The organism is Mycobacterium seoulense, from assembly GCF_010731595.1.
Taxonomy (GTDB): Bacteria; Actinomycetota; Actinomycetes; order Mycobacteriales; family Mycobacteriaceae; genus Mycobacterium; species Mycobacterium seoulense.
The window spans coordinates 4,982,209-4,995,286 of sequence record NZ_AP022582.1 but is presented as its reverse complement, the minus strand read 5'-3'; the positions used below and the strand labels follow the sequence as shown (position 1 = coordinate 4,995,286).

At 69.4% G+C, this 13,078-nt stretch carries 13 protein-coding genes; 4 read left to right on the top strand and 9 right to left on the bottom strand.

The window, feature by feature from the left end:
* Positions 1-42 precede the first annotated feature (42 nt).
* Positions 43-3,354 carry a helix-turn-helix transcriptional regulator gene (locus G6N37_RS23195; RefSeq protein WP_163683725.1) on the top strand — a complete coding sequence of 1,104 codons (3,312 nt, stop codon included), beginning with the start codon at positions 43-45 and terminating at the stop codon, positions 3,352-3,354.
* Here the strand turns inward: G6N37_RS23195 and G6N37_RS23190 are convergent.
* Positions 3,351-4,037 carry an Rv0518 family GDSL lipase gene (locus G6N37_RS23190; RefSeq protein WP_163685418.1) on the bottom strand — a complete coding sequence of 229 codons (687 nt, stop codon included), beginning with the start codon at positions 4,035-4,037 and terminating at the stop codon, positions 3,351-3,353. The two genes, G6N37_RS23195 and G6N37_RS23190, sit on opposite strands and share 4 nt — an antisense overlap.
* A 91-nt stretch (positions 4,038-4,128) precedes the next feature.
* Positions 4,129-5,367, bottom strand: coding sequence for an acyltransferase family protein (locus G6N37_RS23185; RefSeq protein WP_174813881.1), 1,239 nt, complete (start codon positions 5,365-5,367; stop codon positions 4,129-4,131).
* Between the two features lie 309 nt (positions 5,368-5,676).
* On the opposite strand from G6N37_RS23185, the gene G6N37_RS23180 reads away from it, so the two are divergent.
* A complete protein-coding gene (locus G6N37_RS23180) occupies positions 5,677-6,108 on the top strand; it encodes an STAS domain-containing protein (RefSeq protein WP_163683724.1) in 432 nt (143 codons plus the stop codon).
* Here the strand turns inward: G6N37_RS23180 and G6N37_RS23175 are convergent.
* From G6N37_RS23175 to G6N37_RS23145, 7 genes are all read right to left on the bottom strand, one after another.
* Positions 6,095-6,358 (bottom strand): hypothetical protein, encoded by a 264-nt coding sequence (locus G6N37_RS23175; protein ID WP_163683723.1) that lies wholly within the window; start codon positions 6,356-6,358, stop codon positions 6,095-6,097. The genes G6N37_RS23180 and G6N37_RS23175 overlap by 14 nt on opposite strands.
* Positions 6,355-6,921 carry a DUF3093 domain-containing protein gene (locus tag G6N37_RS23170; protein WP_232075160.1) on the bottom strand — a complete coding sequence of 189 codons (567 nt, stop codon included), beginning with the start codon at positions 6,919-6,921 and terminating at the stop codon, positions 6,355-6,357. The genes G6N37_RS23175 and G6N37_RS23170 overlap by 4 nt, the downstream gene beginning before the upstream one ends.
* A 1-nt stretch (position 6,922) precedes the next feature.
* On the bottom strand, positions 6,923-7,906 hold the full coding sequence (gene hemB, locus G6N37_RS23165; protein WP_163683722.1) for a porphobilinogen synthase: 984 nt from the start codon (positions 7,904-7,906) through the stop codon (positions 6,923-6,925).
* A gap of 140 nt (positions 7,907-8,046) precedes the next feature.
* Positions 8,047-9,702 (bottom strand): bifunctional uroporphyrinogen-III C-methyltransferase/uroporphyrinogen-III synthase, encoded by a 1,656-nt coding sequence (locus G6N37_RS23160; protein WP_163683721.1) that lies wholly within the window; start codon positions 9,700-9,702, stop codon positions 8,047-8,049.
* A gap of 23 nt (positions 9,703-9,725) precedes the next feature.
* Positions 9,726-10,670, bottom strand: a complete 945-nt coding sequence (gene hemC / locus G6N37_RS23155; protein WP_163685412.1) for a hydroxymethylbilane synthase — start codon at positions 10,668-10,670, stop codon at positions 9,726-9,728.
* Between the two features lie 13 nt (positions 10,671-10,683).
* Positions 10,684-12,054, bottom strand: coding sequence for a glutamyl-tRNA reductase (locus G6N37_RS23150; RefSeq protein WP_163683720.1), 1,371 nt, complete (start codon positions 12,052-12,054; stop codon positions 10,684-10,686).
* Between the two features lie 102 nt (positions 12,055-12,156).
* The gene (locus tag G6N37_RS23145) at positions 12,157-12,426 is read right to left on the bottom strand and encodes a glutaredoxin family protein (RefSeq protein ID WP_163683719.1); all 270 of its coding nucleotides are present in this window, start codon (positions 12,424-12,426) and stop codon (positions 12,157-12,159) included.
* A 59-nt stretch (positions 12,427-12,485) separates the two neighbouring features.
* On the opposite strand from G6N37_RS23145, the gene G6N37_RS23140 reads away from it, so the two are divergent.
* Positions 12,486-12,794: a WXG100 family type VII secretion target gene (locus tag G6N37_RS23140; RefSeq protein WP_163683718.1), complete on the top strand. Its 309-nt coding sequence runs from the start codon at positions 12,486-12,488 to the stop codon at positions 12,792-12,794.
* Positions 12,787-13,077: a WXG100 family type VII secretion target gene (locus G6N37_RS23135; protein WP_163683717.1), complete on the top strand. Its 291-nt coding sequence runs from the start codon at positions 12,787-12,789 to the stop codon at positions 13,075-13,077. Before G6N37_RS23140 ends, G6N37_RS23135 begins: the two co-directional genes overlap by 8 nt.
* The last annotated feature ends 1 nt before the right edge of the window (position 13,078 follow it).

The following is a 13,078-nucleotide window of genomic DNA, read 5'->3' as shown; positions in this document are numbered from 1 at the left end:
TCTGCGCGCTTTCGCTGATGTATTGCCGCTCACCGCGGTCGCATGCTGGCTAACATGATCGAGATCGACGCGTCGGCGGACGCGCCGCTGCTGGACTGGAGCGAGCAGAGCGTGAGCGAGCTGCCCACTGGGACCGTGACGTTGCTGCTTGCCGATGTGGAGGGCTCCACGCGGCTGTGGGAGACGCAGTCCGACACCATGACGGCGGCGCTCGAGCAGCTGAACCAAACCGTGAACGGTCTCGTCGCCACCCACGGCGGGGTGCGGCCCGTCGAACAGGGCGAGGGCGACAGCTTCGTGATCGCCTTCGCCCGCGCCAGCGACGCCGTAGCCTGTGCGCTCCAACTCCAATTGGCCGTGCCGCCGCCGATCCGCATCCGCGTCGGCCTGCACACCGGCGAGGTGCAGTTGCGCGATGCCGGCAACTACGCCGGACCCACGATCAATCGGACCGCGAGACTGCGCGACCTCGCCCACGGTGGGCAGACCGTCCTTTCCGGCGCGACGGAACAGTTGGTCGTCGACCGGCTACCGGCCGACGCCTGGCTGACGGAGCTGGGCCTGCACCCACTGCGGGATTTGCCGCGACCGGAACGCGTCGTGCAACTCAACCATCCCGGACTTCGTGACGACTTTCCGCCGCTGCGCACGACGAATGATGTTGCCAATGCTCACCTTCCGGTCCAATTGACCAGCTTCGTGGGGCGTGACAGCCAGATCGGCGACATCGGCCAGATCTTGCGGGACAACAGGCTGGTGACCCTGACCGGCGCGGGCGGTGTCGGGAAGACGCGCCTGGCGGTGCAGGTCGCCTCGCGCGTCGTGGACGATTTCCCCGGCGCGATCTGGTTTGTCGATCTCGCACCGGTCACCAATCCCCTCGTCGTGCCCGTCACCGTGGCGCGCACGTTGGGTCTTGCCGATCAGCCGGGCCGTTCCACCATGGAGACGGTGTCAAAATTCGTCGCGGGCCGCAAAATGCTGCTGGTGCTCGACAATTGCGAACACCTGCTGGACGCCAGCGCGGCGCTGGTGCTCGCTCTGCTCGACGCGGGCCCGGGCGTCACCGTGCTGGCGACCAGCCGGGAGCCGATCGGCATGGCCGGGGAACTGACCTGGCGCGTGCCGTCGCTGACGGTGGATGGTGAAGCCCTCGAATTGTTCGTCGACCGTGCCCGCCGCACGCGGCCGGATTTCCAACTCACCGAGCGGAATTCGCCCGCCATCGCCGAGATCTGCCGGCGCCTGGACGGCATGCCACTGGCCATCGAGCTGGCGGCCGCGCGGATCCGCACGCTGTCGTTGACCCAGATCGTCGACGGCCTGCACCACAACTTCCGCCTGCTCGCGGGCGGGGCGCGCACCGCCGTCCGCCGCCAGCAGACCCTGCGGGCGTCCATCGACTGGTCCCACGCCATGCTCACCGAGCCCGAACGCATCCTGTTTCGCCGCCTGGCGGTGTTCATGGGCGGGTTCGACCTGGACGCCGCGCACGCCGTCGGCGCCGACACCGACGCGGAGCACTTTCAGCTCATCGACCTGCTCGGACTGCTCGTGGACAAGTCGTTGATCGTCACCGAGGAAGTCGACGGCATGATGCGCTACCGCCTGCTGGAGACCGTCCGCCAGTACGGCCTGGAAAAGCTGGCCGAGTCGGGCGAAGCCGAGGCCGTGCGCATTCGTCACCGCGATCACTACACCGCCGCCGCGGTGGCGTTGGAGGCGCGGATGCGCGGCGATGGGACCCCGCTGATCCCGTGGGCCGAACTCGAGATGGCCAACCTGCGGGCGGCGCACGCCTGGAGTTGCGACGCCGGGGAGTTCGAGCCGGCATTGCGGCTCGTCTCCGCGCTGCAGCGGGTGTGGGTGACGCGTGCGCGGTTCCGCGAAGGCGTGGCCGGGTTCGACGCTGTCTTGAACGACGAGCGGTACCGCGACGCGGACGTCGCGCCCGAGGTGTGGGTGCGGGCGGTCGCCGACGCGGGGCTGCTCGCGGTCTGGTACTCCGTCCCGTTCAGCCTGCAACGTGCGGAAGAAGCCCTGGCCGCCGCCCGCCAAGTGGAGGACGAGGCGCTCACTGTGCGAAGCCTGGTGACCTGCGCCATGCTGGCGTTCAACGACACCGGACGCGCACAGCCATATTTCGCCGAGGCGGCGGATCTTGCTCGCGTATCGGACGACCACGCCGCGCTTTCTCAGCTACGCGCCTACCAGTGCTTCGTCTTCGCAGCCGCCGGCGACCCCATCGCCGCGCAGGCGGCCGGCGAGGAGGGGCGAGATTTGGCCGACATGCTTGGCGACAGCTTCATATCCCGCTACAGCCGGACCTTCCTCAGCAGCGCGCTGGCCCAGCAGGGCAAGCTGGCGGAGGCCTGCGCTGTGGCCCGGTCACTGGTCGAGGAGGCCCGCGCGGCCGGGGACCGCCCGATGGAGGCGTTCGGCCTGATCACCTGGGCGACCGCACTCGCCTTCGCCGGTGATGCCGGAGCGGCGCGCGAGTCGGCCGAGGCCGCCCTGGAAGTCGGGGCCGCGCTGGGCGGATTCCACGAGGACAGCGCGTACGCCGCCTTGGCCGGGGCCGCACTGGCGGCGGGCGACGCCGCCGCGTCCAAGCAGGCCTGCGAGGCGGCGTGGCGGCACACTTATCCGCTGAAGGAGTTGCTCACCAGGTCCGTGGTGACAATGGCCGACGCGACCCTGGGGTGTGGCGATCCGGTGGCCGCTCGCCGCTGGGCGGACGACACGGTCGGGGTCGCGCCGGGATGTCAACAGATGCTGGCACTGACTTCGCGCGCCCGGGTCGCCGTCGCCCAGGGCGAGCCGCAACAAGCCCAAACCGATCTGCACGATGCCGTCGCGGTCGCCGAGCGCACCGGTGGATACCTTTTCGTCCCGGATGCCCTCGAAGGCCTCGCGGCACTCACCACCGATCCCGAGCACGCTGCGCGGCTGTTCGGGGCGGCCGAAGCCTTACGCCGGCGGCATGGCGAGGTCCGCTTCAAGGCCTTTCAAGCTAGTTATGACGCGTCGCTGGCGAAAACACGAGAAGCCCTGGGGCAGCAGGCTTTCGAAGCCGCATGGGCCGAAGGCGCGGGGCTGTCGACCGACGAGGCCATCGCCTACGCACAGCGGGGTCACGGTGCGCGCGGGCGACCGGCCAGCGGTTGGGAGTCGCTCACCCCCACCGAGCTCGACGTGGTGCGGCTCGTCAGCGAAGGGTTGCCCAACAAGGACATTGCCGCGCGGATGTTCATCTCCGCGCGCACCGTCCAGTCTCATCTGACGCACGTCTACGCCAAACTCGCCGTGTCGTCGCGGGTGCAGCTCGCTCAGGAAGCCGGCCGCCACGCCTAGGTCGACAGCTGTGTCCGAATGAGCGGTGCGATCTTGTCCGCCATGTATTGATGCCCCGCGTCGTTGGGGTGCACGCCGTCCGCGCCGATCAGGTCGGGCCTGCCGACGAACCAGCGTTCGGCGATCGGGTCCACCCACGTCGCCCCCGCGGCCGCGGCCGCCGCCCCGATCACGTCGCGCACCTGCAGCATGGGAGGGGGCACATCGGCGGTAGGCCACGGCGGGCCGATCACCAGGAACCGGGCGGACGGTGCCAGGCGGCGCGCCAGATCGAATGTGCTGCGGGCCTTTTCGGCGACCACACCCGGATCGATGGTCTCGTCGTTGCGGGAGCCGAAGAAGACCACCAGCGCATCGTCACCCTGCACGGCCCTGGCGGTCAGATCCTCGAACACGCTGCCATGGTCGCCCGGCATGCCGTAGCCGGCCCTGCCCTCGGCCGCGACGTCGGCCGAGATTCGTTCGCCCCGCACGGCGAGCGCGTCCCAGGCACGGGAGGGCCACGACCTCGGGCCCAGCCCACCCTCGCCGGTGCCGGTCGTGTAGGAGTCCCCGACGACGGCCACGTGGTTCAACCGGAAATCCAGGGTCAGGGTGCCGTAGGTACGCACCTGAGCCGGGTATGCGATGCCGATACCCACCAAAAACGTCAGACCGATGACAAAGGTGGCCAGACGACTCACCACTACCTCCCCCGTCAACGGCATCGTCATGTGCCACCGCGTTTTCATCGATTATCCGCCGGCCGACCCCGGCCGGGCGCTAAGACAACGGTCACACCGCGCGAACCGAGACCGCTTCCAGCGAGCGGTCGATCGGATGGACCTTGCCGCTCGGCGCCTCGTCGGGTTCGCTTCTGGCCGTCACGGCCTTGACATCGACCATCCTGCGCATCCAGCGACGGGCGGGCTCTTCGACGAAGTGATACATCACGACCGAGATCACCACGGCGATCACGAGCAGGCCAATGACGTTCCACTTCCACGGATTGTCCTGCGGCCGCAACTCGAACTGCTCCACGGACCATCCCCACGCGGTGTGTACCAGCTCGTGAACCATGTACAGGCAGAACGAGATCTGCCCCCCGTACACCATCAACCTGGTTGAGAGCACCCTGGGCAGGCTGCCGACGCCGATCGCGAGCGTGATCACCAACGGAATGAAAAGGATGTCGACCACCCCGCCGCTGTCGTTCTCCACGACACCGGAGATGGGGTGCGCGTCAAACCAATAGAGGACGCCCACCATGGCGGCCAGCAGCAGTAGCGACACGTACCCGGCGACGCGGCGGCCGCGATCGGTCAGCCGCAGCCTGCGCACCGCCGCGCAGGCCAGTGCGCCGGCGGTGAACTGCGTGACGATCCGGGGCAACCAGCTCCACGGCGTGTAGAAGTGGCCACTGGCCAGCAACATGACCACGGGCGGCAACGCCGCGGCGAACGCCAGCACCATCAGGCTGCGCGCCCGCGTCGCCTGTTTCATCCGCAGAATCACCAGGACCAGCAGGCCGAAGAGCAGGTAGGCCAGCCATTCGGCGCTGATCGACCAGGCCGGGCCGTCCCAACTGGAGTCATCGAAGAACGGGACGAACCACAACTGCACCAGCAGGACCTGGCGCACGTAGCTGATCGCGGTGAGCTGACCGGCGTCGGGCGACGGCACGTGACCGACGTGCAGGGTGAAGATCACCCACAGGGCGGCGAGGTGCAGGGTGACCAGGTACACCGGCCACACCCTGGCCAGCCGCAGCCAGAGGAAATGCAGGGTCGCACGCGTGGACCATGACCGGCCCATCCGGTCGAGGTAGTTCCAGGTCAAGACGAATCCGCTGAGGATGAAGAACAGGTCGACGCCCTGGGCTCCGCAGTTGAGCACCGGCGCGAGGGCGTCGCGGAAATCGGACCCCACGTCGCCGAGCATGGGCCGGAAGTGGAACAGCACGACCCACAGCGCGGCCACGATGCGCAGTCCCGTCAGGGCCTTGATCTCTCCCCTGATCTCTGCGCCGCGCACGATGCTCTTTCCGCCTGGACTCCGCTGTTCACGTACTAGCTCGGCCGACCGGGCGATTTCACCAGCCCCCGCCTCGCAACCGGTAGCCATGGCAGCCTAGCAGCGCAATCGCCTCGACGCGCGGACGGTTGTGGTGTGGCACGCGGTCTTTCGCCGGAAATCGGCACCCCGCGAACTTTGCTCGAAAGCGGCTGAAGTCGCGGCGAGAATCGCTTCTTAGCGAAACGTTAGGTGTGACTGTCAGCCCCCTTAACCTTGGGGTTTAGCGTCAGAAGGCATAGCGAGCGGCACGGAGAATGAGGGGTGCCCATGACGATCGCCGATGTGCTGACGCGAGAGCAAAACGGCATCTTCCACTGCGGCGGCGCCCGGGTGCGGGCCCATCGCCGTCAGCTGGCGACCGTGGTGAGCATCCGGGGTGAAATCGACGCCTTCAATGCCGAGCAGCTCGGCGAGCACATTCGTCGTTTCATCCTCGGGGAAGACCGGGTGGTGCTCGACATGGGCGATGTGAGCCAATTCGCCGAGGCGGGCATCTCGCTCTTGGAAACCTTCGATGAGGACTGCCGGGCCGCTGGGGTGCAGTGGACACTGGTTGCGAGCCCGGCGGTCACCGAATCCTTGGGCGTCGGCGGGACGGAATTGTCCGGCGCCTGCTCGGTGCACGAGGCGCTGCACGAGGTGGCCGACTCCATCGCCAGGCGTCGTCGGCTCGCCCTGTCGCTACTCAGGACGTCTTGACGCGCCGCTCCCGGCGCCGCCTGGCGATCCCGACCACCGCGAGCACACCCGCGCTCGTCAGCAGCAGCAGGGTGAGCAACAGCAGCTGAGGGTCGTACACCACCGATTTGGTGAACGGCTGCCCGTCGGCGATGGGCGCCACCCCCACCGTGTGATGCGAGTGCGCCCAACTCACCCCCGCGCCGACGAGCGCCGCGCAGGCCAGGCCGAGTTCGACCAGGGCCCGGGCGCTGCCGTATCGGGCGCTCACGGTGCGGACCCGGTGTCGTCGTCACGATCGGCGTCGGTGACATCGGCGGGTTCGACCCGCTCCTGAACCAGCGGGGTGAGCGCCGCGCGGAGCTCACGGTGCCGGCGGGCCCAGGCTTGTGCGGTGCGACGTCCGGTGAGCTTGAGGCCGATGCCGATCCGTCCGCGGGGCACGCCGACCAATTCGCCGAGCGCCCGGGACGACTGCCACTGCGCCAGCTCCTTCCCGGAGGCTTCGTGATGTTCCGGTTCCGGGTACACCTTGAGGATCTCGCGCACCAGGATGGTTTCCGTGCCTTGCCGCAGGGCGTCTTCGGTCAGCTCGACCGAGACGTGGATCCGTGCCGCCTTGACCTGCAACCCGACGAACCCCGACACCAGCACCAAGAAGATCACCGGAATGAGGAAGGACACGGGTGCGCCGCTCCAGACCTCGATCAGGATCATTGCGCCCGCCGCGACCGGGCCCCATGCGACCCACCACCAGCTGGAGCCGGGCTCGTAGAACAACCGCCTCGGTTCGGCGCCCCTCGCTGCAGTATCGGAATTCAACGCAAGCCCCATCTCACGAAAGCCAACCGGCCGCGTCCGCGGCCCAATAGGTCAGCACGATATCGGCCCCCGCGCGGCGGATGCTGGTCAACGACTCCAGGGCCGCCGCGCGCTCGTCGATCCAATTGTTCGCGGCCGCAGCGCAAATCATCGCGTACTCACCCGACACCTGGTATGCGGCCACCGGTACCGGTGAGATGTCGGCCGCGGCGGCGACCACGTCGAGGTAACTCATCGCGGGTTTGACCATGATCATGTCCGCGCCCTCGTCGAGGTCCAGCCGGATCTCGCGGAGCGCCTCGCGGAAGTTGCCCGACTCCTGCTGGTAGGTGCGCCGGTCGCCGGACAGGCTGCAACTGACGGCCTCGCGGAAGGGGCCGTAGAACGCCGAGGCGAACTTCGCGGCGTAGGCCAAGATCGCCACGTCGGTGTGGCCCGCGGCGTCCAGGCCGTCGCGGATGGCGGCCACCTGGCCGTCCATCATTCCGCTCGGCCCGACCACGTGTGCGCCCGAGTCCGCCTGCGCCACAGCCAGTTTCACGTACCTGACCACGGTGGCGTCGTTGTCCACCCGGCCCCTGGCGTCCAGGACACCGCAGTGGCCGTGGTCGGTGAACTCGTCGAGGCAGGTGTCGGCCATCAACACCGTGGCGTCGCCGAGGTCCTTGGCCAGGTCGCGCAGGGCGCGGTTGAGAATGCCGTCGGGGTCGGTGCCGGCCGACCCCGACGGGTCCTTGTCCTCGTCACGCGGCACACCGAAGAGCATCAGCCCGCCCACCCCGGCGGCGACGGCATCGGCGGCGGCGCTGCGCAGCGAATCGCGGGTGTGCTGCACGACGCCCGGCATCGAGGCGATCGGCCGGGGTTCGTCGATGCCGTCGGCCACGAACATCGGCAGGACCAAATGCCTTGGCTCCAAAGAGGTTTGCGCCACCAAACGACGCAACGCGGGGGTGGAGCGGAGCCGGCGCGGACGCTGCCGCGGGTACGCGCTCATCGCGCGACGTCGCCCCGAGCGTGCGCAAAATGCCGGCCCCGACGGCGTGTCGGTGTACAAACACGCTCCCTCGCAAGCGGGTGTGGGCACCTCCCACTTGTGGGGGAGCACCCCCAACTCGGCCGTCCGGCAGCCACGGCCTAGCGCCTGCGGCTCTTCTTACGCGGCGGCGGGAGCGCGCCCTCGGCGCGCAACCGCGCGGCGTGCTCGGCCAGAGCGTCGACCAGCGGACCGACAGCGGCGGTTTCGGGCTGCACATCCACCCGCAAACCGAATTCGGCGGCGGTCTCGGCGGTCTTGGGGCCGATGCAGGCGATGATCGTCCGCGCGTGCGGCTTGCCGGCGATGCCGACCAGGTTGCGCACCGTGGAGCTGGAGGTGAAGCACACGGCGTCGAAACCGCCGGTCTTGATCATCTCCCGCGTCTCGGCCGGCGGCGGGGCGGCGCGCACCGTGCGGTAGGCGGTCACGTCCTCGATCTCCCAGCCACGTTCGCGCAGCCCCTCGGCCAGCGTCTCGGTGGCGATGTCGGCCCGCGGCAGCAGGACGCGGTTCACCGGGTCGAAAATGCTGTCGTAGGGCGGGAAGTCGTCCAGCAGACCCAGCGACGACTGCTCGCCGGCCGGCACCAGCTCGGGGCTGATCCCGAACGCCCGGACCCGGTCGGCCGTCGACTCGCCGACACAGGCGATCTTCACGCCCGAGAACGCGCGGGCGTCGAGGCCGAACTCGCCGAACTTCTCCCACACCGCGCGGACCGCGTTGGTGGAGGTGAACACCACCCACTGGAAGCGGCCGTCGACCAAACCCTTGACGGCCCGCTCCATCTGCGCGGGACTGCGCGGCGGTTCGACGGCGATGGTCGGGACCTCGATCGGCAGCGCGCCGTAGGCCGTCAGCCGCTCGCTCATCTCCCCGGCCTGGTCCTTGGTGCGGGGCACCAACACGGTCCAGCCGTACAGCGCGCGGCTCTCCCACCAATTCAGCTTCGCCCGGCTGGCCACCGTCTTGCCGATGGTCACCACCAGCGGCCCGGTCAACGGGCCTGCCGGGTCCGTCCCGCCCAGCACGGCCGAGTCGGTCAAGCCGCCCAGCGTGGTTTCGATCGACCGCTGCTGGCAGGTGGTGCCGTGCGCGGTCACCACGCACGGGGTGGACTCGGCCAGCTCGTGCTGGATGAGGGTGCGGGCCGCGTCGGCCAGGTGCGACGTGGTGGCCTGCAGGATCAGCGGGCCGGGCGCCGCGGCCAGCGCGTCCCAGTCCACATGTGGGTCGCGCACGTCGGCGACGGTGTGCGACGAACCCAGCGGCAAACCCGCATAGGTGGGCACGGCGCCCGTGGGCGCCAGGCCGGGCACGATCTCGATGTGCAGGTGGCTTCGCGCGACGGCGTTCACCTCGGTGATGACGGCGTCCACCGTCAGCGGGTCGCCGGCCACCAGCCGCACCACGTCGGCGCCGGCGCGGGCCTCGGCGGTCAGCGTCTTGGCCACCTCGGCGGGCTCGCCCAGCGCCGGGCGGACGTCCGGACCGGCCGAGATCACCGCGGGCTGCTCCGCGCCGCCGCCGGCCTCGCCGTTACCGGCTGCGTCGGCGGGCGCCGCCGGGCCGGAAACGGGCGGCAGGTCCTTGCCGATCAGCGCCAGCACCGGCTCCGGCACGTCGGGGTCGGTGAACACCAGGGCGGCGTTCGCCAATACCGTCGCGGCCCGGGTGGTCAACAGTCCCGGATCACCGGGACCGGAACCCACGTACGTGATGCGTCCGGGTCTCGGCTTACGCCCTCGCGTCGTCATTGTCGCTCCCACGTCGTTCGCAATTAATTTCCCCGTGCCGGGTCCTGCCGCGCCTCGGCCATGAGTTCTCGGGCGCCGAGTTCGAACAACTCCGCGGCGACCGAGATCCCCAGCTCTCGCGCCCGATCGGCGGCGCCGATGCCGGACGCGCGGATCACGTCGGACCCATCCAGCGCCGCCACGCATCCGCGCAGCGACAGCTCTTCGAAGACGCGGCCGTCCTCATCGATGGACTCGACCACCTCCGCGATCGCGCCCACCGGTGCGGAACAACCCGCCTCCAGTTCGGCCAACAGGGCTCGCTCCGCGGTGACCGACGCGCGCGTGTCGGCGTCGTCCAACTCCGCCAGCACTGCCGCCAATCCATCACCGGCGCGGCATTCGACGGCGAGCGCGCCCTGAGCCGGTGCTGGCAACATCTGCACCGGCTCTAGCGTCTCGGTGACATCGTCGAGGCGACCGAGCCGGGCCAGTCCGGCCCGAGCCACCACGATCGCGTCGAGATCACCATTGCTTACCCTGTTCAACCTGGTATCTAGGTTGCCTCGTAGGGGGCGGATTTCCAAACCGAGACCCAATGCTCTAAGCTGCGCGGCCCGCCGCGGGGACGACGTCCCCACCAGCGAACCGGGTGGCAACTCCGCGAGGACCAGCCCGTCGCGCGCCACGACCACGTCGCGGGGGTCGTTGCGGGGTGGTATCGCCGCCACCGTGAACCGCGGGTCTTCCGCCGTGGGCAAATCCTTGTGGGAGTGCACCGCGGCGTCCACGCGGCCGTCGCTCATGGCCTCGCGCAGCGCGGTGGTGAAGGCGCCGACCCCCAGGGTCTCGATGGGCGCCGACGAGCGGTCGCCGGCGGTGGTGACGATCACCAACTCCGCCGGATGACCGTTGGCGATCAAGGCGTCCCTGACGACGCCGGCCTGGGTGGTGGCCAAGAGACTGCCCCGGGTGCCTATCCGGATCACGTTCGGCAATCGGCTACTCGACCGACGTTTCTGAGGTTCCCGCGTCGAATCCCGTTGATATGACGGGCAATTCGCCTGCAGCGACGGCGTCGACCGCGGTCTGGTCGAGTTCGAAGAGTTCGCGCAGCGCCTCGGCGTAGCTGTCCCCGCCGGGGGCGCTGGCCAGTTGCTTGATCCGCACGGTGGGCGCGTGCAGCAGCTTGTCCACCACCCGGCGCACGGTGCGCGCCACCTCCTCACGGTGAGCGCTCTCCAGGCCGGGCAGCCGGTTGTCCAGGCGCAGCAGCTCCGCCTCCACCACGTCGGCCGCGCGCTGACGCAGCGCGGTCACGGTCGGGGTGACCTCCGCCATCCGCTGCCCCGCCAGGTAGGCGGCGACCTCGGCCGCCACGATGTGGCGCGCGGCGTGGACGTCGGAGGCCGCGGCGTGCGCCGACGGCTCGTGCTGCACGCGGTCCACGTCGACGACCCACACACCGGGCAGACCGGCGACGGCCGGGTCCACGTCACGCGGCATGCCCAGGTCGCAGATCACCAGCGGACGGGCCGTCTCGTCGCGGCGCGCGGCGGCCAGCGCGTGGTGCACGTCGGCCAGCGTGACCACCGGGCTGACCGCGCCCGTGCAGCTGACCATGACGTCGGCGTCGGCCACCGCGTCGGCCAAGCGGTCGAGTGGCATGGCGTCGGCCCGCACGCCGGCCTCGCGGATCTTGCGGACCAAACGCTGCGCCCGGGACGACGACCGGTTCAAGACGTGCACGTGCCCGATGCCGGCCCGGGTCAGGTGGGTTGCCGCCAGGGCGCCCATCGCGCCGGCGCCGACCAGCACCGCGGTCTTGCCGTCCAGGCCGCCCAGCCGGCGTTCGGCCATGCTCAAGGCGACCGACACCACCGAGGCGCCGGCCGCGTCGATGGCGGTCTCCGAATGCACCCGCTTCCCCACCGACAGCGCCCGCTGGGCCAGCTCGTGCAGCACCCGGCCGACAGTGCGATTGGTTTCCGCGGTGGCGTACGCGCGGCGCACCTGGCCGAGGACCTGCTGCTCACCGACCACCGCGGAGTCCAGGCCGCTGGCCACCGCGAACAAATGCTCGACGGCGGCCTCGCTGTAACGGACGTACGCGTATTTGGTCAGGTCCCCCATCGACATTCCGGAGTGATCCGACAACACCTGCCCGATTGCGGCCAGCCCGCCGTGGAACGCATCCACCACCGCGTAGACCTCGACCCGGTTGCATGTCGACAGCACCATCGCCTCGGTGACCAGCGGCGACTGCAACACCCGGTCGACGATCTTGCCCTGATCGGACTCGTCGATGGTGAGTTGTTCCAGGACGGAGACCGGCGCACTGCGGTGCGAAACCCCGAAAAGCAAGACGCTCACGGCAGCATCACCTGGCCAGCTCCCTTGCTTCCTCCAGTAGTTGAACTGGTTTCCAAGGTAATCGTTGAACAGGTGGGCCACCAAATAATTGCCCGGCCGCCCTCATCTCGCGAGATCCGCGCGCAGCCTGGGCTCGTCGAGGTCCCAGTAGCTGTGCTCGCGGCCGTCGAGCAGGATCACGGGCAGCCGGTCGCCGAACTCGGCCCGCAGCGCCGGATTGCCGGCCGCCGCGGCGGTGTCGACGTCGGTCGTCGACAGCTCGAAGCCCAGCTCGGGCGCCAGTTCCTTCAGCCGGTCATGGACCCGCTCGCAGATGGTGCAGCCGTCGCGGGTCAGCAGCTCAACCCGTGGTCGGCCGGTCGCTTCAGTCATGGGCTCCAGTGTCGCATCGGTGACTTGTGGGCCCACCTACCAGGCGTTATGTTCCGGTCATGGCCGACGAGACGCTGCGTGTTGATCCGGGGGTGATGCAAAGCCACGCCGCGTCCATCGGTGGCGCGGCCGAGCATCTTTCGGCCGAGCTGAGCGCCCTCGACGATCAGGTGGGCCAGATGTTGGGCGGCTGGCAGGGCGCGTCGGGGACGGCGTATGCCTCGGCGTGGGAGCTGTGGCACCGGGGCGCTCGTGAGGTGCAACAGGGCTTGTCGCTGCTGGCGCATCTGGTGGGCCAGGCGGGCGAGGGCTATCAGAGCAACGAGGCAGGCTCCGCCCACGCGGAACGGGCGGTGCGCGGTGGCTGAGGCATTTCGGGTGGACCCCCAGGCGTTGGCCGACGCGGTGCAGCGGATGGCGGCGTTTCAACGCTATGCCGAAGACATGATCACCGAAATCGACTCTCGCGTAACGCGTTTGCACACCACGTGGACGGGACAGGCTGCGGCCGCCCATGCTGAGGCGCATCAGCACTGGGTGCGCGGCGAGGCGATGATGCGTGAGGCCTTGGCGCAACTCGAGAAGGCAGCCACGACAGCGCACGGCAACTACACCGGGGCGATGTCGACGAATCTCGGTATGTGGTCGTGAG